21 protein-coding genes and 1 tRNA gene are annotated in these 21,474 nt (G+C 67.3%); 16 read left to right on the forward strand and 6 right to left on the reverse strand.

What is annotated here, in order from left to right; all coding sequences use genetic code 11:
* Positions 1-27 precede the first annotated feature (27 nt).
* Positions 28-741, reverse strand: a complete 714-nt coding sequence (locus ETR14_RS20795) for an NAD-dependent deacylase (RefSeq protein WP_129388402.1) — start codon at positions 739-741, stop codon at positions 28-30.
* A gap of 109 nt (positions 742-850) precedes the next feature.
* Between ETR14_RS20795 and ETR14_RS20800 the strand changes: the two genes are divergently transcribed.
* The 7 genes from ETR14_RS20800 (at position 851) to ETR14_RS20830 (ending at position 7,555) form a co-directional block, all read left to right on the forward strand.
* On the forward strand, positions 851-1,495 hold the full coding sequence (locus tag ETR14_RS20800) for a response regulator transcription factor (RefSeq protein WP_129388405.1): 645 nt from the start codon (positions 851-853) through the stop codon (positions 1,493-1,495).
* Positions 1,496-1,641: 146 nt separating this feature from the next.
* Positions 1,642-2,010 (forward strand): response regulator transcription factor, encoded by a 369-nt coding sequence (locus ETR14_RS20805; protein WP_129388407.1) that lies wholly within the window; start codon positions 1,642-1,644, stop codon positions 2,008-2,010.
* A gap of 25 nt (positions 2,011-2,035) precedes the next feature.
* Positions 2,036-3,664 carry a PAS domain S-box protein gene (locus tag ETR14_RS20810; protein WP_129388410.1) on the forward strand — a complete coding sequence of 543 codons (1,629 nt, stop codon included), beginning with the start codon at positions 2,036-2,038 and terminating at the stop codon, positions 3,662-3,664.
* Between the two features lie 90 nt (positions 3,665-3,754).
* A complete protein-coding gene (locus tag ETR14_RS20815) occupies positions 3,755-4,558 on the forward strand; it encodes an alpha/beta hydrolase (protein ID WP_129388413.1) in 804 nt (267 codons plus the stop codon).
* Between the two features lie 22 nt (positions 4,559-4,580).
* A complete protein-coding gene (locus ETR14_RS20820; protein WP_129388416.1) occupies positions 4,581-5,450 on the forward strand; it encodes an alpha/beta fold hydrolase in 870 nt (289 codons plus the stop codon).
* 7 nt (positions 5,451-5,457) lie between these two features.
* Positions 5,458-7,143, forward strand: a complete 1,686-nt coding sequence (locus tag ETR14_RS20825) for an FAD-dependent oxidoreductase (protein WP_129388419.1) — start codon at positions 5,458-5,460, stop codon at positions 7,141-7,143.
* 85 nt (positions 7,144-7,228) lie between these two features.
* Positions 7,229-7,555 (forward strand): GNAT family N-acetyltransferase, encoded by a 327-nt coding sequence (locus tag ETR14_RS20830; protein WP_129388422.1) that lies wholly within the window; start codon positions 7,229-7,231, stop codon positions 7,553-7,555.
* Between the two features lie 44 nt (positions 7,556-7,599).
* Here the strand turns inward: ETR14_RS20830 and ETR14_RS20835 are convergent, their stop codons facing one another.
* Positions 7,600-8,574 carry an iron-containing redox enzyme family protein gene (locus ETR14_RS20835; RefSeq protein ID WP_129388425.1) on the reverse strand — a complete coding sequence of 325 codons (975 nt, stop codon included), beginning with the start codon at positions 8,572-8,574 and terminating at the stop codon, positions 7,600-7,602.
* 243 nt (positions 8,575-8,817) lie between these two features.
* On the opposite strand from ETR14_RS20835, the gene dapB reads away from it, so the two are divergent.
* From dapB to ETR14_RS20855, 4 genes are all read left to right on the forward strand, one after another.
* A complete protein-coding gene (gene dapB, locus ETR14_RS20840; RefSeq protein ID WP_129388428.1) occupies positions 8,818-9,513 on the forward strand; it encodes a 4-hydroxy-tetrahydrodipicolinate reductase in 696 nt (231 codons plus the stop codon).
* Positions 9,514-9,587: 74 nt separating this feature from the next.
* The gene (gene nth / locus ETR14_RS20845; RefSeq protein WP_371416826.1) at positions 9,588-10,295 is read left to right on the forward strand and encodes an endonuclease III; all 708 of its coding nucleotides are present in this window, start codon (positions 9,588-9,590) and stop codon (positions 10,293-10,295) included.
* A gap of 80 nt (positions 10,296-10,375) precedes the next feature.
* Positions 10,376-10,452, forward strand: a tRNA-Arg gene (locus ETR14_RS20850).
* Positions 10,453-10,625: 173 nt separating this feature from the next.
* On the forward strand, positions 10,626-10,814 hold the full coding sequence (locus ETR14_RS20855) for a hypothetical protein (RefSeq protein ID WP_129388431.1): 189 nt from the start codon (positions 10,626-10,628) through the stop codon (positions 10,812-10,814).
* Positions 10,815-10,973: 159 nt separating this feature from the next.
* On the opposite strand, the gene ETR14_RS20860 is transcribed toward ETR14_RS20855, so the two are convergent.
* The 3 genes from ETR14_RS20860 to ETR14_RS20870 all read right to left on the reverse strand — a co-directional run bounded on the left by ETR14_RS20860 (position 10,974) and on the right by ETR14_RS20870 (position 14,971).
* Positions 10,974-11,699 (reverse strand): transposase, encoded by a 726-nt coding sequence (locus ETR14_RS20860; RefSeq protein ID WP_206185883.1) that lies wholly within the window; start codon positions 11,697-11,699, stop codon positions 10,974-10,976.
* Positions 11,700-11,831: 132 nt separating this feature from the next.
* Complete coding sequence (locus ETR14_RS20865) at positions 11,832-14,255, reverse strand: ABC transporter permease (protein WP_129388434.1); 2,424 nt, start codon at positions 14,253-14,255, stop codon at positions 11,832-11,834.
* Between the two features lie 41 nt (positions 14,256-14,296).
* Positions 14,297-14,971, reverse strand: coding sequence for an ABC transporter ATP-binding protein (locus ETR14_RS20870; protein WP_129388437.1), 675 nt, complete (start codon positions 14,969-14,971; stop codon positions 14,297-14,299).
* A 92-nt stretch (positions 14,972-15,063) separates the two neighbouring features.
* On the opposite strand from ETR14_RS20870, the gene ETR14_RS20875 reads away from it, so the two are divergent.
* Both ETR14_RS20875 and ETR14_RS20880 read left to right on the forward strand, forming a co-directional pair.
* Complete coding sequence (locus tag ETR14_RS20875) at positions 15,064-16,365, forward strand: sigma-54 dependent transcriptional regulator (protein ID WP_129388440.1); 1,302 nt, start codon at positions 15,064-15,066, stop codon at positions 16,363-16,365.
* On the forward strand, positions 16,355-17,479 hold the full coding sequence (locus tag ETR14_RS20880; RefSeq protein WP_129388443.1) for a PAS domain-containing sensor histidine kinase: 1,125 nt from the start codon (positions 16,355-16,357) through the stop codon (positions 17,477-17,479). The genes ETR14_RS20875 and ETR14_RS20880 overlap by 11 nt, the downstream gene beginning before the upstream one ends.
* A gap of 15 nt (positions 17,480-17,494) precedes the next feature.
* Here ETR14_RS20880 and ETR14_RS20885 read toward each other — a convergent pair whose 3' ends face one another.
* Positions 17,495-18,007, reverse strand: a complete 513-nt coding sequence (locus ETR14_RS20885) for a hypothetical protein (protein WP_129388445.1) — start codon at positions 18,005-18,007, stop codon at positions 17,495-17,497.
* Positions 18,008-18,244: 237 nt separating this feature from the next.
* Here ETR14_RS20885 and ETR14_RS20890 point away from each other — a divergent pair, with 237 nt between their 5' ends.
* The 3 genes from ETR14_RS20890 to ccoN all read left to right on the forward strand — a co-directional run bounded on the left by ETR14_RS20890 (position 18,245) and on the right by ccoN (position 21,450).
* Positions 18,245-18,895 carry a response regulator transcription factor gene (locus tag ETR14_RS20890; RefSeq protein ID WP_129388448.1) on the forward strand — a complete coding sequence of 217 codons (651 nt, stop codon included), beginning with the start codon at positions 18,245-18,247 and terminating at the stop codon, positions 18,893-18,895.
* A 6-nt stretch (positions 18,896-18,901) separates the two neighbouring features.
* Positions 18,902-19,597: a YoaK family protein gene (locus ETR14_RS20895; RefSeq protein ID WP_129388450.1), complete on the forward strand. Its 696-nt coding sequence runs from the start codon at positions 18,902-18,904 to the stop codon at positions 19,595-19,597.
* Between the two features lie 143 nt (positions 19,598-19,740).
* Positions 19,741-21,450, forward strand: coding sequence for a cytochrome-c oxidase, cbb3-type subunit I (gene ccoN / locus ETR14_RS20900; RefSeq protein ID WP_129388452.1), 1,710 nt, complete (start codon positions 19,741-19,743; stop codon positions 21,448-21,450).
* Positions 21,451-21,474: the final 24 nt, after the last annotated feature.

Consider the following 21,474-nt stretch of genomic DNA (forward strand, 5'->3'; position numbering starts at 1 on the left):
GGCCAGTCCCGGCACGGCGAGGGCGGTTCAATTTCCCGCGAGCATCTCCTCGACCCAGGCCGGCACGAGCGCGCTTGCCGGTCCGGTTCGGCTTTTTTGGAAGTAGACGCTGCCGAGGCTTGGCTCGAGATTGATTTCCAGAGTCTGGGCGCCGCAGTAGCGGGCGGTCTGGACGAAGCCGGCGGCCGGGTAGACGGCGCCCGAGGTACCGATCGAGACGAACAAATCGGCGTCGCGCAGAGCGGCGTCGATCCGGTCCATCTGATAGGGCATCTCGCCGAACCAGACGATGTCCGGGCGCAGGGAACCCGACACGTTGCAGACGGGGCAGGGCGGATTGTCCGCCAGATCCTTCGTCCACGGCACACGATGGTCGCAGGCGAGGCACCAGGCGGAGGTGAGCTGGCCGTGCATGTGGAGCACTCCCGCAGCGCCGGCGCGTTCGTGGAGATCGTCGACATTCTGGGTGACGAGAAGCAGCTTGCCCGGCCACTCGGCTTCGAGCCTGGCGAGGGCCTGGTGAGCCGAGTTCGGCTCCACCGCCTTCAGCCGTGCGCGACGGGCATCGTAGAAGGCCTGGACGAGGTCGGGATCGCGCGCAAACGCCTCAGGAGTCGCCACGTCTTCGATGCGATGGCCCTCCCACAGACCGTCCGGACCGCGGAAGGTGGCGAGACCGCTTTCGGCGGAAATGCCCGCCCCGGTAAGGATGACGACGTTGTGGATCTCTCGCTGGTGCATGGCGCAAGCTTAGTCGACGCGGGGGCGCTGCCGGAAGTGGAAAGCGATCCGCCCGTTGACGACCGCGCGGACCAATGTCAGCCTTTTGCGGAACGAACGAGGCGAGTGCGTGTCCGATCCCAACACCGACGCGGCGACGATCCACATTCTCGACGACGACGAGTCGTTGCGGACGGCGCTCGACAGTCTGTTCCGGTCGGTGGGTCTGCGCACCCACGGTTATGGATCGGTCGCCGAGTTTCTGGACACGCCGGCGCAGCCCGGGCCGGGATGCCTGTTGCTCGACGTCCGCCTGCCTGGAACGAGCGGGCTCGATTTCCAGGCCCGGCTTGCGGAGCATGCGATCACGCTGCCGGTGATCCTGATGACGGGTCATGGCGACATCCAGATGACGGTGCGCGCGATGAAGGCGGGCGCCGTCGATTTCCTCGCCAAGCCGTTCCGCGATCAGGACGTGCTCGACGCAGTTGCGGAGGCGCTGGCGCGCGATCGGACGCAGCGGGAGGGCGCGGCGCGGTCGGCGGGGCTGCGCGCCCGCTACGACGCATTGACTCCGCGCGAGCGCGAAGTGATGGCCGCGGTGACCGCCGGCAAGATGAACAAGCAGGTTGCCGGTGCGCTTGGTCTCAGCGAGATCACGATCAAGATCCATCGCGGCTCGGCGATGCGCAAGATGGGTGCGCGGACGCTCGCCGATCTCGTCCGGATGGCCGAGGCGCTCGGCCTGCAGGCGGAGCAGCCGCCGGCCTGCTGAAAGGGCGTCTGATAGATCGCCGTCATACCCATGTATGATTTCGATCCGGCGGATTTTTCCGCAAGAAGACGAGAAGGTTACGCGGGCGTGGCGAAGCCAGCTGCAATGGCCGGACGACCGGCCGTTGCGGCCCAAGGGGATGAGCTGTGCACGCCGAGCCCGTGATCTCGATCGTCGAAGACGACGAATCTCTGCGTACCGCGCTGATCGGTTTGTTGCGCGCCGCCGGCTATTCCGGGCGCGGCTTCGCCTCCGCCGAGGAATTCCTTGCGGTGCAGGACGGTGCCTGCGCCTGTGTGATCACCGACGTTCGGCTTCCGGGCGAGAGCGGCCTCGACATGATCGGGCGATTGCGGAAGCTCGGCTACCAGAGACCGGTGATCGTGATCACGGCCGGTGCCGACCCGACCATCGCCGATGCCGCACGGGCGCAAGGCGTCCTGTGCGTACTGACCAAGCCGTTCGAGGCGGACCAATTGCTCGATTGTGTGGCGCGTGCACTCGCGGCAGGATGAGGTTTCCGATTGTCCGGGAGCGAACATGGCCAGGCTCGACCGTGCGGATGCCTCCGAAATTCTGGATCTCGTGCACGACGCGATAATCGTCCGGGATCTTTCCGGACGGATCATCCAGTGGAACCTCGCTGCCGAGCATTGTTACGGCTGGCCGCGCGGGGAGGCGATCGGCCGGAAGTTCGGCGCCTTGCTGCACGGCGCGGAAGCCAGGTCGCTTGAGGCCGCCGAGCTGGAATTGCTTGAAACCGGTCGTTGGCAGGGAGAGGTGGAGCGGCGCGGCCGAGAGGGGCAGGCGGTGAGCGTCGAGGCGCGCTGGTCACTCGGCCGCGACGCCGAGGGCCGGCCGTTGCATATCGTCGAGACCAGTCGCGACATTGCGGAGCGCCGCCGGACCCAGGCGGAGGCGCAGCTCACCGAATATCGCTACCGCAATCTGTTCCAGGCCATGGCAGTCGCCTTTTGGGAGATCGACTTCACGGGCGTCGGCGACATGCTGCGCACGGCGTTCGCCGCAGGCGTCACCGACCTGCGCGCGCACATGCTGGGCAATCGCGCGCTGATCCGCGAGGCGATGGCACGATCGCGCGTGCGCGACGTCAATGCGAAGGCGGTTGCCTTGTTCGGTGCACAATCGAGCGAGGAGCTCGTCGGCGGCTCGGTCGAGCGCTTCTGGCCGGTGGAAAGCGAGCCGGTGTTCGTCGAGGCGGTGGTCGCTTCCGCGGAAAAGCGGCCTCATTATCTCACCGAGACACGGCTGCTGACGGTCGGCGGCGACTTGATCGACGTCCTGTTCACCGTTTCCTGGTCGCCCGAGAGTCGCAAGGAAGGCGTGATCCTGCTGGGCGTGATCGATATTAGCGAGCGCAAGCGGGCGGAGGAGGCGCTGGGCCGGCTGCAGGCCGATCTTGCCCGGGCGGCGCGCATTTCGATGCTCGGGGAATTCACCGCCTCGATCGCGCACGAGGTCAACCAGCCGCTGGCGGCGATCGCCACCAATGTCGAGGCGGGGCTGCGGTGGCTGAACCGCCCCGAACCGGACATCGAGGAGGTGCGGGCCTTGTCCGGCCGCGTCATCGCCGACGCGCGGCGCGCGGCCGAGATCATCGGCAGGGTTCGGGCAATGGCCGAGCAGCGCGCGCCGGAGCGGACGGTGCTCGACGTCAATGCGCTGGTCGAGGAGGTGCTGCTGTTCCTGCGGCACGACCTCAGAGCGCAGGCGATCGCCGTGTCGCTCGACCTCGCTCCGAGGCTGCCGTCGATCGCGGGTGACGGCACCCAGATCCAGCAGATCCTGGTCAATCTCGCCGTCAATGCCGTCCAGGCGATGGCGGAGCTGCCGGTGGAGCGGCGAAGCCTTGGCATCCGCACCGCCGTGGCGGGTGACGCGGTGCGCATCAGCATAGAGGACCAAGGGCCGGGCTTCGCAGAGGGTACCGAGCAGCGGCTGTTCGACAGCTTCTTCACGACCAAGGCCTCGGGTATGGGCATGGGGCTGCGCATCTGCCGTTCGATCGCCGAGGCGCATGGCGGGACGATCGATGCGGTGCGGCGCAGCGATGGGCCGGGCGCGACCTTCGTCGTGACGCTGCCGGCCGCAACCGATCCGCGAGGCGCCATCCCCATACCAACGTATGACGGCGCTAGCCGGATGTAGACTATCGCCTCCTTCCGGTCCGACGCATTCTGCACCGGACGGAGCGGGCAGGCGCACAGGGACGCCGCCGCCGTCGAGGGAGACGGACCGATGTCGACCACGATCATGCTGATTCACGGCGCCTGGCTCAACAGCGCGAGCTGGGAAGGATTTCGGCGCCGCTACGAGGGTCTCGGCTACAAGGTGGTGACGCCGGACTGGCCGTATGACGATCGCAGCCCGGCCGAGCTGCGCGCGGAGCCGCGCGTCGAACTGGCGACGCTCGGCCAGCGCGAGATCGTCGACCATTACGAGCGGGCGGTGCGGGCGCTGCCCGAACCGCCGATCCTGATCGGACATTCGTTCGGGGGCGTGATCGTGCAGCATCTGCTCGACCGCGGTCTCGGATTGTCCGGGGTCGCGATCGATCCGGCGCCGACGCCGGGCGTGCCGCTTGGCGTCCACGCGATCGTTTCGGCGCTGCCCGTGTTTCTCGATCTCGGCAGCTGGAAGCGGGCGAAAACGATGTCGCGCAAATTCTTCGCCACGCGCTTCGCGCAGACCGCGCGGAAGGATCGGGTCGACATGCTCTACGACCGCTACATCGTGCCGACGCCGGGCAAGGTCTATTGGGACGGCATCTTTAAGCCGATCAAGATACGCTGGGACAATCCGAAGCGTGCACCGCTGCTGCTGATCGCCGGCGGCAAGGACCTGATCGCCGATGCGAGCATGACTCGCGCGATCTTCCGCAAACAGCGCAGAGCGCCGTCCACGACCGAACTCAAGACCTTCCCGGACCGATCCCACTGGACCTGCATGGACGAGGGCTGGGAAGCGGTCGCGGATTACGCCCTCGACTGGGCGCTGCGGCACGCCCGCCCACAACGAACCGAGCAACCGCTCGCTGCCTGACCCACCCAAGAAGGAGAGTGACATGCCGACGATCACCACTCGAGACAATGCCGAGATCTTCTACAAGGATTGGGGCAGCGGGCAGCCGATCCTCTTCTCCCACGGCTGGCCGCTCAGCGCCGATGCGTGGGACAATCAGATGCTGTTCTTCGGCGAGCGCGGCTTTCGGGTGATCGCGCATGATCGTCGCAGCCACGGCCGCTCGTCGCAGACCTGGGACGGCAACGACATGGATCATTATGCCGACGACCTCGCCGAGCTGATCGAGGCGCTCGACCTGCGTGACCTCATCCTGGTCGGCCACTCGACCGGAGGCGGCGAAGTGGTTCATTATGTCGGCCGCCACGGCACCGACAGGATCGCCAGGATCGTGCTGGTCGGCGCGGTGCCGCCGCTAATGCTGCAGACCGAGGCCAATCCCGGCGGGCTGCCGCGCGCGGTGTTCGACGGCATCCGTCAGGGCACGCGCGACGATCGCTCCAAATTCTTCCTCGATCTCACCGATCCCTTCTACGGCTACAATCGACCGGGTTCGGAAATCTCGGAAGGCGTGCGTCAATCCTTCTGGCTGCAGGGCATGATCGGCGGCATCAAGGGCCTCTACGACTGCATCCACGAATTCTCCGAAGTGGATTATACCGAGGATCTGAAGCGGATCGACGTTCCGACCTTGTTCCTGCACGGCGACGACGATCAGATCGTGCCGATCGGCGCCGCGGCGCGTGCCGCGGTGCAGCTGGTGCCGGGTGCGCGGCTGAAGGAATATCCCGGCGGCGGCCATGGTTTCCCGCAAACCCATTCGGGTATCTTCAATGCGGACCTGCTTCAGTTTATCGAGGAAGGCGAAGCGCAGAGCCGGCCGTTCATTCTGGCGACGCCGGTCAACGCCTGAGGATATCATGACGCAAGCAAGCCGGCAGACGCTGATCGACACCCGCGGAGCGCAGATGTTCCCGACCCTGACCGCAGCCGAGATGGATCGGCTGCGGCGGTTCGGCAGCGTCCGCCACTTCGGAGCCGGCGATGCGATCGTGCAGGTCGGCGAGACCGGGCACGGCCTCTCCGTCCTGCTCTCCGGCGCGGTCGAGATCAGTCAGTTCGACCGCGGCGTGCGCACCCCGATCGTCACCCATTTGCCGGGCGGCTTCATCGGCGAACTCGCCCAGCTTTCGGGCCGAGCGTCTCTCGTCGATGCCTATGCCGTCAACGAGGTCGAGCTGCTCGCGATCCCGCCGGAGCGACTACGCGACGTGCTGATCGCCGAGGCGACGCTCGGCGAGCGGATCATGCGGGCGCTGATCCTGCGAAGGATGGGGCTGATCGAAGTCGGCGCCGGCGGTCCGGTCATCGTCGGCCGGGCCGGCAGCGCGGACGTGCTGCGCCTGTCCAACTTCCTCGGGCGTAATGGGCATCCCCACTCCACGCTCGATCCCGCGACCGACAGCTGCGCGGCGACACTGGTCGAGCGATTCGAAGTGACCGAGGAGCAATTGCCGATCGTGCTCTGCCCCGACGGGAAATTGTTGCGCAATCCGACGGAAGCGGCGCTTGGCCGCTGCATCGGGCTGGTCCGGCCGATCGATCCGGATCACCTGTTCGATGTCGCCGTGGTCGGCGCGGGGCCGGCCGGGCTCGCCACCGCGGTCTATGCCGGATCGGAGGGGCTGTCGACGGTGGTGCTCGATTGCCGCGCCTTCGGCGGCCAGGCCGGCGCTTCGGCGCGAATCGAGAATTATCTCGGGTTCCCGACGGGCATTTCCGGCATGGCACTGATGGGCCGTGCCTTCAACCAGGCACAGAAATTCGGCGTGGAAATGGCGATACCCGACGAATGCATGGCCCTGGACGAGGACGAGACCAGCCTGTTCGTACGCCTTGCCGAGGGCGAGCGGGTGCGGGCGCGGACGATCGTAATCGCAACCGGAGCCCGCTATCGCCGCCTTCCTGTCCGCGATGTCGAGCGGTTCGAAGGCGCCTCGATCCATTATTGGGCATCGCCCCAGGAGGCGCGGCTGTGCGGGGGCGAGTCGATCGCACTCGTCGGCGGCGGCAATTCGGCGGGTCAGGCGGTGGTCTACCTTGCCGAACATGCCGCCCGGGTGACCATGGTGGTGCGGCGGCCGCTTGCCGAAACGATGTCGGCCTATCTGATCGAGCGCATTTCTAGCCTTCCCAATGTCGAAGTCGTCATCGGTGCCGAGATCAGCGCGCTCGAAGGTGAGGGCGGGGCCTTGCACGCGATCCAGCTGCGCGACCGGCGAACCGGCGCGGAGAGCTGGCGCGAGGCGCGGCAGCTGTTTCTGTTCATCGGTGCCGATCCGAACACCGACTGGCTAGCGAATGCGGGCCTGGAGATGGACGCGCGGGGCTTCGTTCGCACCGGTGCGTCCTGCGGGGCGGCACGGCTGCCACTGGAGACCTGCCGGCGCGGCATCTTTGCGGTGGGCGACGTTCGCGCCGAGTCGGTCAAGAGGGTGGCCGCAGCGGTCGGCGACGGTGCCCAGGCGGTCGCGTCGATCCACGCCTATCTCGCGGAACAGGATCAGCCGAAGGTGATCGTGGAGCGAGTGGCCGCGCACGCCTGAGCGGCGGACGGCGCGAAGATCAGGCGGCGGCGGTCCGCCCGATCGGCACCGAACGGCCGTCATGAACGCGAACCGGGAGACCGACATGGAAAGTGGACCTGCGCGCCCCGCGGCGCCCGAGAACGGGAACGAAGGTGGCGTCGTCGAGAATACGGATCGGCACCGGTTCGAACTCGCTCTCGGGGACGGCAGCATCGCCGCGGCTTATTACAGGATCGATCCGCACGGCCGGCTCGTCCTCACCCACACCGAAGTTCCGTCCGATCATGGTGGTCAGGGCATCGGCACCCGGCTCGCCACGCAGGTCTTCGAGCAGATACGGGCGAGTGGACGGAAAGCCGTCTTGCTGTGCCCGTTCATGGCGCATTTCTACGTCAAGCATCCCGAATATTCCGACATCGTCGACGGATGAAGGCTGCCGCGCCGGCGCTCCCAGAGTTCCGGTGCGATGCGCGTTCATGAGCGAGCGGTCACGATCGACAGCGTACGGCGCGCGACCGGCTCCGCCTGCGGTGCCGCCACCTCTGCCGCATCGCCCCACAATTCGGCGCGATAGCGGGCGAAACAGCGGGCGCCGGCGGTGAGGCGAATGAGGGCGCCTTCGGCCATTGCGGTAGCCCTGGCCGGATCCTCGGCGACGAGCGGGCGCAACGCTTCGCGGTTCCACTCTTCGCTGTGCTTGACGTCCAGGGTCGCGTGAAGATCGAAGTAGCGACGAACCTTCGGCGTCTGCTCGAGGCGGCGAAGACCTGCCGCCGTCGCGGCGGAGCGGCCCGGCGCGGTCAGCTCGATCGCGCCGAGGGCGCCGATCGAATGCCAGGCGTAGCGCCGGTTGGTCGCCATCGCCGTCATCGCATTGGCGAGCGCAAGGCTTTCGGCAGCGGTGCGCTCGATCGTCGGGGTGAGGCCGAGCGCTTCGACCAGATAGTGCAGCATCGGGCCGTGCATGCCCTTCGGATTGCCACGGCCCATTTCGTCCCAATAATTCCGGGCGAGCTCGAGCTTGGCCTGCTCAGGAATCTTGACCTGGGTGTAGGCGACGAGATCGTCGAAACCAGCCTCGCCGGCGGCTTCCTGTTCGAGGAACCATTTGATCTCGTCGAGGCTCGCCTGCTCCGCGATCCAGGGGAAGAGTGGGTCGCCCTGGCCGGGGCCGTTGTCCTGCAGGGCTTCGAACCAGGCGATGAAGCCTTCGACGTCGGTCGGCACCGTGGCCGCCTCGTCCGCGATCTCCGCGCGAAGGGCTTCCAGGAAGGCGACCTCCGTTCGGCGCATGTCATATTCGCGCTCGAGATCGTCGCGCCAATCGGCGGTTGGAAACTGCGGTGCGAGGCGATCGTGGTTCCAGTGCGCGAGTCGTCGCTGCTGGTCCGCGGTAAAGGGAAGGGTGCGGCGTTCCGCCGCGGGCGACCATTGAAAGAGAGTGGCCATATGTCCTTAGGATCGATGTGAAGTCTTAACCATCAAAGCGTTCGGTGCAGGGCAAAGGTTCCGGAGGCGGAACACCGCACAAAGGCGGTGGGATGTCTTTTTCGGGACGAAACTCCGGGGGCGGGCAGTCGAACAGGGCATCCTCTAGCCCTCTCCTCGGGCCCGAGAATACCGGGACGGTCCTCGGCGCCGCCTTCAAATCTGCCCGTTGCACCGTTGCTCTTGCTCGCCCATGAGATCGCCATGGTCAGCATCACACTTTTCGGCGGTTCGGGGCGGATGGGGCGGGCGATCGCAGAGGTCGCCGGGCAGCGCGCGGACGTGGCCATCGTGCCTGATGGCGGCGACGTCTTCGTCGACTTTTCGGTGCCGGCGGCACTCGATGCGCATCTCGACGCGGCCGTGGCGGGCGGCACGCCGATCGTGATCGGCACTACCGGCCTCGAAGCCGCGCACCAGCGCGCGATCGATGCCGCTGCGGAGCGCGTCGCGCTGATCCAGGCGGCGAACACGTCGCTCGGCGTCAATCTTCTGTCCCATCTGGTGCGCGAGGCGGCGGCGCGACTGGGCGACGACTGGGATATCGAGATCTTCGAGATGCACCACCGGATGAAGGTCGACGCGCCCTCGGGGACCGCTTTGCTGCTCGGCCGCGCTGCCGCCGAGGGGCGCGGGGTGGATCTCGATGCGGTCGCCGATCGCGGCCGCGACGGGATCAGCGGCGCACGAACGAGCGGCCATATCGGCTTTGCGGCGCTACGCGGCGGCAGCGTTGCCGGCGACCATCAGGTCATCCTCGCCGCGGACGGCGAGCGGATCGAACTCGGCCACCGGGCCGAGAGCCGGATCGTGTTCGCGCGCGGCGCAGTCGCGGCAGCGGCATGGCTCGCCGGCAAGCCGGCGGGCCGCTACACGATGGCCGACGTGCTCGGATTCTGAGCGTGGCGATCAAGCGTACGCGCGTGGAGGTCGTGTCGCCGTCGAAAAAGCCGGCACGCGGCGGCAAGGCTGCGATGCCGAAGCTCACGCCGAAGCTGTCGCCGGAGGCGGTTGCGGAATTCTATCGGCGTCTCGCGGACCGCACGCCCAATCCTGAAACCGAGCTCGAATATGTCAACGACTACACCCTGCTGGTGGCGGTGGTGCTTTCCGCGCAGGCGACCGACGCCGGCGTCAATCTCGCCACGCGTGCCTTGTTCGCGACCGTGAACACGCCCGAAGCGATGGTCGCGCTCGGCGAAGAAGGGCTGAAGGCGCACATCAAGACGATCGGCCTGTTCAACACCAAGGCGAAGAACGTCATCGCGCTGTCGCAGGCGCTGATCGACACTCATGGCAGCCGGGTGCCCGCCGACCGCGATGCGCTGCAGACTTTGCCCGGGGTCGGGCGCAAGACGGCGAACGTGGTAATGAACTGCGCGTTCGGCGCCGAGACGTTCGCCGTCGACACCCATGTCTTCCGCGTCTCCAATCGCACCGGTCTTGCGCCCGGCAAGGACGTCGATGCGGTCGAAGCGATCCTCGATGCCGAAACTCCGCAGCCGTGGCGGCGCGACGCGCACCATTATCTGATCCTCCACGGCCGCTACGTCTGCAAGGCGAAGAAGCCGGAATGCTGGCGCTGCGTGGTCGCGGACCTCTGCCGCTACGAACCCAAGACGCCGCCGCCCGGAGGCGACGCCGAGGCGAAGGTGATCGCGGCCAAGCGCGGGCGAGGCTGACCCGACCGACCGCAAAAGCACGGGAGCCGGCAAAAGCTCTGGCGGTGCGCCGAAAGCTTTGTTAAGCGCCTCCCCACCACGCACCCGTAGCTCAGCTGGATAGAGCGCTGCCCTCCGAAGGCAGAGGTCACAGGTTCGAATCCTGTCGGGTGCGCCACCGTCTTTCATCCTAGCGGCAGCCTCAAGGCAGGGATCAGCAGGCAATCGCGATTGCGACGGCCAGTCTGCGCCCGTCGATCCTTCATGATCCGGAATGAGCCATCGCTCGCCGGCCTCGCCATTCCAACCTATGTGAATGCGGCGCGAGACTGATCTCGATTAGGATTGGACATGCGCATCATGACTCACTCGGCGGAGGCCCTTCTGGCGGAAGCTGCCACCTGCCGCCGGATCGCCGCGGGCATGGGCGCGGATCCGCTCGCGCTCAGCCTGATCGAAATGGCCGAGGATTATGAAGCGCGGGCCGCGGCGCTGACGCCGGCCCCGATGCTCATTGCTGCCCCGGACCAACCCGCCTGACGGCTCTCTCGAGGATCGCGCCTCTTCGTGGCGGAAGGGTAGGGCGGGGCGGCGCTGCCGGCGCGGGGACCGATGGTGAGCAGGGCGATGGCGATGCGGTCGGCAGCTTCGCGGGGACACTTCAGCTTCGCGGGGACACTTTAGCTTCGCGGGGACACTTTACTGATTAGCGGGGACGGCGCGCGCCGGCTTGCGGCCGGGGCGTGCCGGACGGAGCGGCCTGTCGAGCGCCGCTTCCTGTGCCGCAATCCAAAGCTCGGAACCGAGCGGCCGGCCAGTGCGTAGGCGCGCCTCGATCGCCTCTGCCACCGCTTCGCCATCGGGCGCGGCGTCACCCGCTTCCAGGCCGTGGCGCAGCATCGCCCGCCAGTTGGGAAAGTGGTCGGTGAGCCCTGCGAGATCGGTCAGCACATCGTCTCTGACCCGGCGGCCGGCGATGTGGCTGCGCGCGCTCGACCAGCGCCAATCCTCGGCGCGCGCCACCAGCCCGGCGGCGACCGGGTTGCGCTCGACGTAGCGGATCGCCGCCATCAGATGCGCGTCGTCCATCGGATAGCTGGCGAAGCGGCCCTGGAAAAGGTAACCGCGCCAGCCCTCGCGTTCGTTGATCTGGCGGGTGTAGCGGCGATGCGCTTCGGCGAGGGCGGCGCGCAGTCCGTCGGCGCACTTCGGCACGAGGATCAGATGAACGTGGTTGTCCATCAGGCACCAGGCGAAGCAGCGCACGCCGGCGGCTTCGCAGCCGGCGGCGACGAGGCTGAGATAGAAAGATCGGTCGCTCTCTTGGAAGAAGACCGGCAGCCGCCTGTTGCCGCGCTGGATGACGTGATGGGCGACGTCGGGGATGACGATGCGGGCGAGCCGGGCCATGATCGGTGCTACCATGATCGGTCGCCTGGCGCCAATCGGTCGCGCGTCCATGGGTAAGGGCCCTCGTCAGCGCGCGCCTCTTGAGAGCCCTTCGAGGGAGAGCGCGGAAATAGGTATAGTGTCCCCGCTTTGGGCGCTGCCGCGGGGTCATTCGTGGCGGAGGGCTGCGGCGGGGGCGGCGCGGCTGGCGCGGAGGGCGATGGTGAGGATGGTGAGCAGGGCGATGGCGAGTGCGAGGAGGCTGGCTCCTGCGAAGTAGAGCGGGGAGAGGGGGATGCGATCGGGGAAGCCGGCGAGCCACGTTCGTGCGGCGATCCAGGCGAGCGGCCAGGCGAGCAGATTGGCGATCAGGACGGGGCGGAGGAACTGGCCCAGCAGCAGGGTGACGATGTTGGTGGAGGACGCGCCAAGCGTCTTGCGGATGCCGATCTCCTTGACCCGCCGCGCGGTGTTGAACGCGGCGAGACCCCAGAGGCCCACGCAGCCGATCAGCATGGCGAGGGCGGAGCCGATCGCGAACAGGCGGGCGGCGCGCTCGTCGGCTTCGTTCAGCTCGGCGAGCCTGGCATCGGCGGTGTCGGCGCGGAGCGGGATTTCGGGCGCGAGGCGGCGCCAGACGGCGCGAACGCGATCGAGCATTGCGCGCGGATCGCCGGTGAAGCGGATTGCGGCGATCGGCTGCGGCGGCAGATCGCGATAGTAGATGTAATGGCCGGCATTGTCGGCGATGCGCGGCGAGAAGAAGCGCATTTCGTCGATGACGCCGACGATCGTGCGCGGACGCGGTCCGCCGACGGTCTTGCCGACCGCTTCCTGCGGCGAGCGGAAGCCGAGCACCGCCAGCGCCTGGCGATTGACGATGATGTTGCGGCCTTCGTTCCAGCGTCGCCAATCGGTGGAATCATCGGCGCCGTGTGCGTCGTCGAGCAATCGCCCGGCAAGCAGGCGCGGGCCGTAGGTGCGGAAGAAATCGGGCCCGACGCCGGTCAGTCGGAGCATCGGTCCGCCCATCGGCGCACCGGCGGTCTCGATCACGTCGACAGCGCCTCCGCCGTCACCGGGGCTGGCGTTGGCGGTGCCCACGGACGTGACACCCGGCAACGCCCGGAATGCGGCGAGCAGGCTTTTCGCCTGATCGGCACCGAGCCGCGTATCGGCTAGCGAGGGTACCGTGATCAGGCCCTCCCGGCGGAAGCCGAGATCGGCATTGCGGACGTGGCGCATCTGGGCGGCAAGGACCAGGGTGGCGACCATGAAGGCGATGGCGAGCCCGAACTGGAGCACCACCAGCGCCTCGCGCAGGCGGCTGCCGGAGCGGCCGCCGCCCGGCGCATACGCCGATGCGAGCACGGCGGCAGCGGGAAAGCGCGACAGCAGCAGCGCCGGGTAGAGACCGGCGGCGAGGCCGATCAGCAGGGTCAGCAGGGCGAGCGTCGCAACGGTGAAGCCGTAGGGAATGGCAAGCCTGAGATCGCCGACGGCGTTGACGAACGGCAGGCCGAGCTCGGCGAGGATCAGGCCGAGCAGGGCCGCCACGGCGACGGTGACGATCGACTCGCCGAGGAATTGCCGGATGAGCGCGCCGCGATCGGCACCGACCACTTTGCGGATCGCCACCTCACGCGCCCGAAGCCCGGCGCGGGCGGTGGCGAGGTTCACGTAATTGACGATCGCGATCAGCAGCGTGAGGAGGCCGACGATGCCGAGCGTCGCGACCATGAGCTTGCGGCCGGCGCTTTCCGGTCCGGTGGGCTGGAGATGGGTCTCGGCGAGCGGCAGCAGCTTCAGCGACAGCCATTTGGAGGCTTGGGGGCCGATGTCGGCAGTGGCGCGGCGATCGATGAAGGCGGGCAGCTTGCGCTCGAACGCACGCGCTTCCCCCGGGTTCGGGAAGCGCAGGATCGTGGTGAGCGATGCGGTGCCCCATTTGTACCAGGTCCATTCCGCCGGCGGCGGAGTTGCAGGGATCGGGATCAGGATCGAGGCGACGAGATCGGTGTTGGCGGGAAGATCCTCGAATATCCCGGCAATGCGGTAGGCCGCCGGCGAGTCCAACGCGATCGTCAGAGTTTGGCCGATCGGATCCGAAGTGCCGAAATAGCGCCGTGCGGCGGTGCGGCTGATCAGGGCCGCGGCCGGATCGGCAAGCGCGCGGCGGCCGTCCCCGGCCACCATCGGAAGATCGAGGATGTCGAACAAGGATTTGTCCACCTGGACGACATCCTCGCTCACCGCCTGACCGTCGCGGATCACGCTGCCGCCCGCCTTGCCGCCGCGCAGACGGGTGCCGGCCACGCCCGGAAAATCGTCGTGCATCTGCTCGAGCAATCCCGACATCGTCAGGGGATAGTCGCCGTTGAACGGGCTGCCGGGAAAGTCGAGCCGCATCTGGACGCGGTAGAGCTCGTCATGGTGCGGCAGCCACGTCTCGTAACTGGTCTCGAACCGGACGTAGAGCCCGAGAACGAGGAAGATGGCGATGCCGAGCGCGAGCCCGCCGATATTGAGAGCGGCGTAGAGCCTGTGGCGGGTCAGCGCGCGGTACAGGCCAAGCAGGGCGAAGCGGTTCATCGGCGGTGTTCCTGACGGGGTTTGGCCTGAAGGGCTCGAGCCTAGAGGGCGCCGGCGGCGGAGGCGATTATGCGGCCGTCGAGCATGTCGATGCGGCGGCCGGCGCAATCGGCGTGACTGAGCGAGTGGGTGACCATGACGATGGTCGCGCCCTCGGCGTTGAGCCCGGCGAGCATGTCCATCACCTGGCGTCCATTCTCGGTATCGAGGTTGCCGGTGGGCTCGTCGGCGAGGATCAGCCGCGGCCCCGCAACGATCGCGCGGGCAATGGCGGCACGCTGCTGCTGTCCGCCCGAAAGCTGGTGTGGAAAGTGACGGGCGCGGTGGGCGATGCCGACCTTGTCCATGGCGGCGGCGACCAGGGCGGCACGATCGCCAATGGCCCGGTAGGCGAGGCCGAGCGCGACATTCTCGGCGATGGTCAGCTCGTCGATCAGGTTGAAGCTCTGGAAGACGAAGCCGAGGGTTTCGCCGCGAAAGCGGGCGCGCTGCTTTTCGCCAAGATCGGCAAGATCACGACCAGCGAACAGGTATTTGCCCGCCGTCGGCCGATCGACGGTGCCGAGGACGTTGAGCAAGGTCGACTTGCCGCAGCCCGATGGGCCCATCACCGCGACGAACTCTCCGGCCTCGACGCATAGGTCGATAGCGTCGAGCGCGGTGGTCTCGACCTCGTCGGAACGATAGCGACGCTGGATCTTCTCGAGACGGATCATGGAGCCTCCGGCAAAGAGACGGTTGCGTGTGCGGATGGTTCGGTCATCATGAGGACAGTGTCACCGATCCGCCGCCGAAAGCCTAACCGATTATGGAAACGAGATTTTTTCAGGATGCTGGGCGAGCTGACCGGCCGGCGGCGGACACTTCGTCCGGAAATGGACGGTCCGACGAAGCGTCAAGCAGGGCGACGATTCTGCTGATCGACGATGATCCGATCGTTTCCCGAGCGCTCGAGATCGCGTTCGTTCTGGCGGGGCACGGCCTGGAACGCGCCGCTTCCCCGGAAGAGGCGCATTCACGCCTGGCCCGCCGGCGCTTCGACGCGATCCTGCTCGACCTCAACTTCGCCCCTGGCGAGTCCGGCGGTGCCGAAGGGCTCGCCTGCCTGGCGCGGATCCTCGCGGAGGATCCGGCCGCCTGCGTGGTGGTCATCACCGCCCACAGCGGCATCCGGGTGGCGGTGGCGGCGATGCAGGCGGGCGCACGCGATTTCGTGATGAAGCCGTGGCGCAACGCCGAACTGATCGCGAAGATGGAGGCGGCGATCGCGCGTGGCGGGCCCGCCAGCCCGGCGGCGGCGGCGGCGGCGCGGCCGCTGCCGGGACCGGCGCGGCTCCTCGGCGACAGCCCGGCCATCGAGACGCTCCGCGCGATGATCCGGCGGGTCGCGCCTACGTCGGCCGGAATCACCATCACCGGCAGGCCAGGGTCGGGCCGCACTCTGGCGGCGACAGCGATCCATGCCGCCTCTGCGCACGCCGCGACCCCGCTCGTCCGCGTCGATCTGCGCGATCCGGACGCCTGGGCGCTGCTCGACGCCGCCCATGGCAGCGTGCTGCTGCGCTATCCGGACAGCCTCGACGCGGTCAACCAGGCGCGGTTGCTCGCGCGGCTGCCGCCGGATCTTCGCTGTATCGGGATTGTCGACGATGCCGTTCGGCTGTCCCCCGGACTGCGGCGGCGGATCGCAACGGTGGAGATACCGGTGCCCGCGCTTGCCGCACGCGGCAACGACATATTGTTGCTGGCCCGCCATTTCGCGGCGGCAGCAGCAGAACGGTTCGGCCGTCCGCCCACATCGCTCAGCCCGGCTGCGGAGGCTGCGATCCGCGCCGCGGCCTGGCCAGACGAGGTGCGCGGGCTCGCGTTGGCGATCGAGCGTGCCGTCCTGCTCGCCGACGATGGCAGGATCGATGCGGCGGCACTGGCGCTGCCGGCCGCTGGGCAGACGGTCGCTCAGCCGGTAGCGCCATACGACCTCGACGAGACCGAGAAGAAGGTGATCGAAGCGGCCTTGCGGGAGCATCGCTTCAACGTCACCCGCGCCGCGGATGCGCTCGGTCTCAGCCGCGGCGCTCTTTACCGGCGAATGGCCCGCCATGGGCTCTAGATCAGGGCTGCGCGCGTTCCTGTTCGCGCTCGGCCTGGTCCTCTGCGGCATCCTCGGTGACGTGGCGTGGCGGCACGGACTTTGGGGTCTGCTCACCGGTGCGATGCTGGCCGCGTTCTGGCTCGCCGCGCTGATCGGATGGGAGGTGGCGGAGCGACGTGCGCCGAAAGTGGCGGTCGCGGCACCGGAGCCGGGCAGCGCGTTTGCGCTGCGCCTGCTGCTCGATGCGTTGCCGACCCCGCTGGTGGCGATCGAGGGCAGTTCGGCACGCGCCCTCAACCGTGCCGGGCGCCGCCTGTTCGCGACCGACGATCGCATCGTTCCGACGCCTGCAGCGCTGCTCGATGCCGACGCTGCCTACTTCGGCTTCGAGGGGCGCCGCTGGCGGATCGACCGGGTCGAGATGCGCGAGACCGGCGGGCCGGCGGCACTCGCCGCGCTGATCGATATCGAGCAGGAGGAACGGGCGGCGGAAGCGCGGGCCGGCGCCGAGTTGATCCAGATACTGGGTCACGAACTGCTCAATGGCCTGTCGCCGATCGTGTCGCTGGCGGAGAGCGGTCTCGCCGCCGCCGACGACCCGGTGCTGCTGCGGGAGATCCTCGGCACGTTGGCGCGGCGGGCCGACGGGCTGCAGCGCTTCACCGCCAGCTATCGGGCGCTCGCCAGGCTGCCCGCCCCGGCGATCCGGCCGGTTCGGCTCGCGGATCTCGCGTTCGACCTGTCGCGTCTGTTCGCCGGCCGCTGGCCGAAGGTGACGCTGGAGGTCGACGTACCGGAGGATTTGGCGTGGCCGCTCGATCGCGACCAGATCAACCAGGCCGTCTGGGCGCTGCTGCAGAATGCGGCCGAGGCGGCTCCGGCCGACAAGGATGCGGCCGTTTGCTTGCGGATCCAACGGGCTGGAGCGGGGCTTGCCGTAGACGTGCAGGACAATGGCCCCGGGATCCCGCCCGATGCCACGCGCAACATCTTCAGGCCGTTCCACACCAGCAAGCCCGACGGATCCGGTATCGGTCTCAGCCTCGCCCGCCAGGTCGCCACCGCGCACGGCGGCGGCCTGACGCTGGAGCCGGGGGTGGCGACGATTTTCCGGCTGTGGCTGCCGGCGTGATCGCGGGCCGGGGCTTCAGGGCTTTTTGGTGCTGCCCGTCACGATCGCGCTGGTCTTGCCGTCCTGGAAGCTGGTCTGCACCGACAAGGTCCGTCCGGTCTTGTCGTCGGCGGCGGTGAACATGCGGGTCTCGCCGCTCTCCATGTTCATCGTGCCAGTGAGGCCGGCGGCGGCGGAGCGCGCCTTGTAGAAGTCGATCACCTTGGCCGGCGGGTCCGACGTGTCGAAGGCGGCCATCGCGCCGTCCGAGCCGTCGCGATTGCCCGACATCGTCGTCGAGAGCTTGGCGCCGGGGTAAGCGGGGGCGATCGCCGCAAGCGCGGTAGGCCAGCTGCCGCCGGTCTCGATCCGCGACTGGCTGCCGTCGGGCGCGGTGGTCGTGATCACCGCCGCCTCGCCGTCCCCGTCGGTTGCGACCTTGACCTCGCCGCCCTCGTCCGTCTTGAAGCTGTGCTCGTCCTTGCTGCCGCACCCCGTCAGCAGCAGCCCCGCCGTAACACTCGCTGCCAATAGCATCCGCTTAGCCATTCTGCCCTCCCGAATATGTTCCTGCGCTTGCTTGCGACTGCATCGCGCCGCGTCAATCACCCCAAAAGGGTCTCGCGCCGCGAAACGGTGTCGACGCGCGATCGATCATTTCGCCGCTGTACCGTCCGAACAAGAACATTGATAGAGATGGAGGAGGGCTCTACCCGAAGGCCTGCGGTGCGAAGGGTCTGTGGGCCCGGCGTGCCGTGCGTTATGATCAACGCCTCGGGAGATGTCATGTCTGAGAACGGCCGAATCGTTCACCTGGTTGACGATGACGAGGCGATCCGCCGCTCCGCCAGCTTCATGCTGCGCACCTCCGGCTTCCTGGTGAAGACCTATCCGTCCGGCGTTCCAATGCTCGAACTGGGACGCGACATCGCTCCGGGCGTGATCCTGATGGACGTGCGCATGCCCGAGATGGACGGCCTCGAAGTCCAGAAGGCGCTGCGCGACAATGGCGTGTTCCTGCCGGTGATCGTGATGACCGGCCACGGCGACATCGGCATCGCCGTGGAGGCGATGAAAGGTGGGGCAGTCGACTTCATCGAAAAGCCGTTCGAGAAAGCGACGATGATCGCAGCGCTGGAGGAGGGCTTCGCCCGGCTGGAGCAGAGCGGTCGACGGCGTGCCCGGGCCGAGGAAGCCAAAGCGCGCCTCAAGGTGCTCACGGGCCGGGAGGTCGAGATCCTGGAAGGTCTCGTGCGTGGACATCCCAACAAGACGATCGCCTACGACCTGGGCATCAGCCCGCGCACCGTGGAAATCCATCGCGCCAACGTGATGCAGAAGCTGGAGGTGCCGAGCCTTTCCGATGCGCTGCGCATCGCTTTCGCCGCGGGGCTCGGCGACGATGCGGAGGTCGGCGACGAGGCGCAGGACGCCTGATCGGAGATGATGCGCTACGATACCCGGCTTCGGGGGCTCGCAATCCTGCTCTCCGCGATGGCCGGATATGTCGACGCGATCGCCTTTCTCGAGCTGGGCGGGTTCTTCGTTTCGTTCATGAGCGGCAATTCGACCCGTCTTGCGGTCGGCGTCGCGCACCTTTCGCCTTCGGCATGGATCGCAGCAGGATTGATCGCCTCGTTCGTGGCCGGCGCCGCGTTGGGATCCCTGATCGGTGAAGCCGCCGGTGGGAATCGGCGCGCCGCGGTGCTGGCGCTGGTCGCCGGCGCACTTGCGATCGGATCGGCAATCGGAATTCTGTTCGGCGGCTTCGCAGCCGCAGCGCTGGTCGCCCTTGCCATGGGCGCGGAGAACGCGGTTTTCGAGGAGCAGGGGGAGGTGCGGATCGGTCTCACTTACATGAGCGGGACGCTCGTGAAGCTCGGCCAAAGCATCGCCGCACTCCTGCGCGGAACGATACGCCCTGGCTGGGCCAGTCTCGTGCTGCTCTGGACCGGATTTCTGGCCGGTGCGATCGGTGGCGCATCGGCGCGGCCCTGGCTCGGGCTCGGCGGCAGTCTGGCGGTCGCAGCCGGGTTCGCCGCCTGCGCAGCAACGATAACCTGGCGCTTCGATACGAAGCACAACAACGATAGCCAGATTCGGCCAGAACCTGCGCGAGGCTTCCGGAAGAATACCTAGCGGACGCAGCGTCTCTCTTTGCGACCGGGCCGAATAGGGGACATCCCGTAGTCCCAAACCAGCCTTTCGAGGCTAGCCGATCCGGTGCCGCACAGGGTGTCCTGTGCTGCGCAACAGACCGGCAGGGCCGGGCGGGGACGGACATGGACACTTTGGTGATGAAGAGCGGCTTGTGGCTGCTCCTGGCGGTGGTGGCGGCCTTGCTGGTCGGCATCTCGGCCGATTTCGGTTTCTCGGCGCATCTGACGATCGTCGCCATCGCCGCTTTGGCGGCAATGGCGTGGACGATGAAGAGCGCAGATTATGACGCGCTTGCCTCCGGCCGCGCGAAGGTGTCGCCCGATCAGAGCGTCTATGACGACGAGCCGATCCGCTGGGGCGTGATCGCGACACTGTTCTGGGGCGTCGCGGGTTTCGGGGCAGGCCTGTTCATCGCGATGCAACTTGCCTTTCCGGCACTGAATCTCGGCTTCGAATACACCAGCTTCGGACGGCTGCGGCCACTGCACACCTCTGCGGTGATCTTCGCCTTTGGCGGCAACGCCCTGATCGCGACCAGTTTCTACGTCGTCCAGCGCACCTGCCGTGCGCGGCTCGCCTTCCCGAGCCTCGCCCGCTTCGTGTTCTGGGGCTACCAATTGTTCATCGTACTGGCGGCGACCGGCTACGTGCTTGGTATCACCGAGAGCAAGGAATATGCCGAACCCGAATGGTATGTCGACATCTGGCTGACCATCGTCTGGGTCGCCTATCTCGCCGTGTTCGTCGGCACCCTCGTCAAGCGCCGCGAGCCGCACATCTATGTGGCGAACTGGTTCTACCTGGCCTTCATCGTGACCATCGCGATGCTGCACATCGTCAACAATCTGACGATCCCGGTCAGCCTGGTCGGCTCCAAATCCTACTCTGCCTTCTCCGGCGTCCAGGATGCGCTGACCCAATGGTGGTATGGCCATAACGCAGTCGGGTTCTTCCTGACCGCCGGCTTCCTGGCGATGATGTATTACTTCGTGCCGAAGCAGGCGGAGCGGCCGGTCTATTCCTACCGGCTCTCGATCATCCACTTCTGGTCGCTGATCTTCCTCTACATCTGGGCGGGTCCGCACCACCTCCACTACACGGCGCTGCCCGATTGGGCGCAGACGCTCGGCATGGTGTTCTCGATCATGCTGTGGATGCCGAGCTGGGGCGGGATGATCAACGGCCTGATGACCTTGAACGGGGCATGGGACAAGATCCGGACCGATCCGATCATCCGGATGATGGTAATCGCCCTCGCTTTCTACGGCATGGCGACTTTCGAGGGCCCGATGATGTCGGTGCGCACGGTCAACAGCCTGTCGCATTACACCGACTGGACCATCGGACACGTCCACGCCGGCGCGCTCGGCTGGAACGGCATGATCACCTTCGCCTGCGTCTATTATCTGGCGCCGCGGCTGTGGGGCCGCCACCGGCTCTATTCGCTGCGGATGGTGAACTGGCACTTCTGGCTCGCGACGCTCGGCATCGTCCTTTACGCCGCCGCGATGTGGACGGCCGGCATCATGCAGGGCCTGATGTGGCGGGAATATGGCGCCGACGGCTACCTCGTCTACGCCTTCTCCGAAGTCGTCGCCGCGATGTTCCCGATGTACGTGATCCGCTCCGCGGGCGGTCTGCTCTACCTCGCCGGCTTCCTGATCATGGTGTTCAACGTCTGGATGACGGTGAAGGGCAAGCTCCGCGAGGAGAAGCCGATGTCCGACGCGGCCTTCAATCCCGCCGCCGACCGGCCGCTGTCGAAGACGGCGCCGGTGCGGACCGCCGCGCCGGCCAACGATCCGGCCGAGCCGCTGATCGCAGCCGAATAATCCAGTCGCCAAGCAAGGACCTTT

It is taken from the genome of Sphingosinicella sp. BN140058 (genome assembly GCF_004135585.1).
GTDB lineage: Bacteria > Pseudomonadota > Alphaproteobacteria > Sphingomonadales > Sphingomonadaceae > Allosphingosinicella.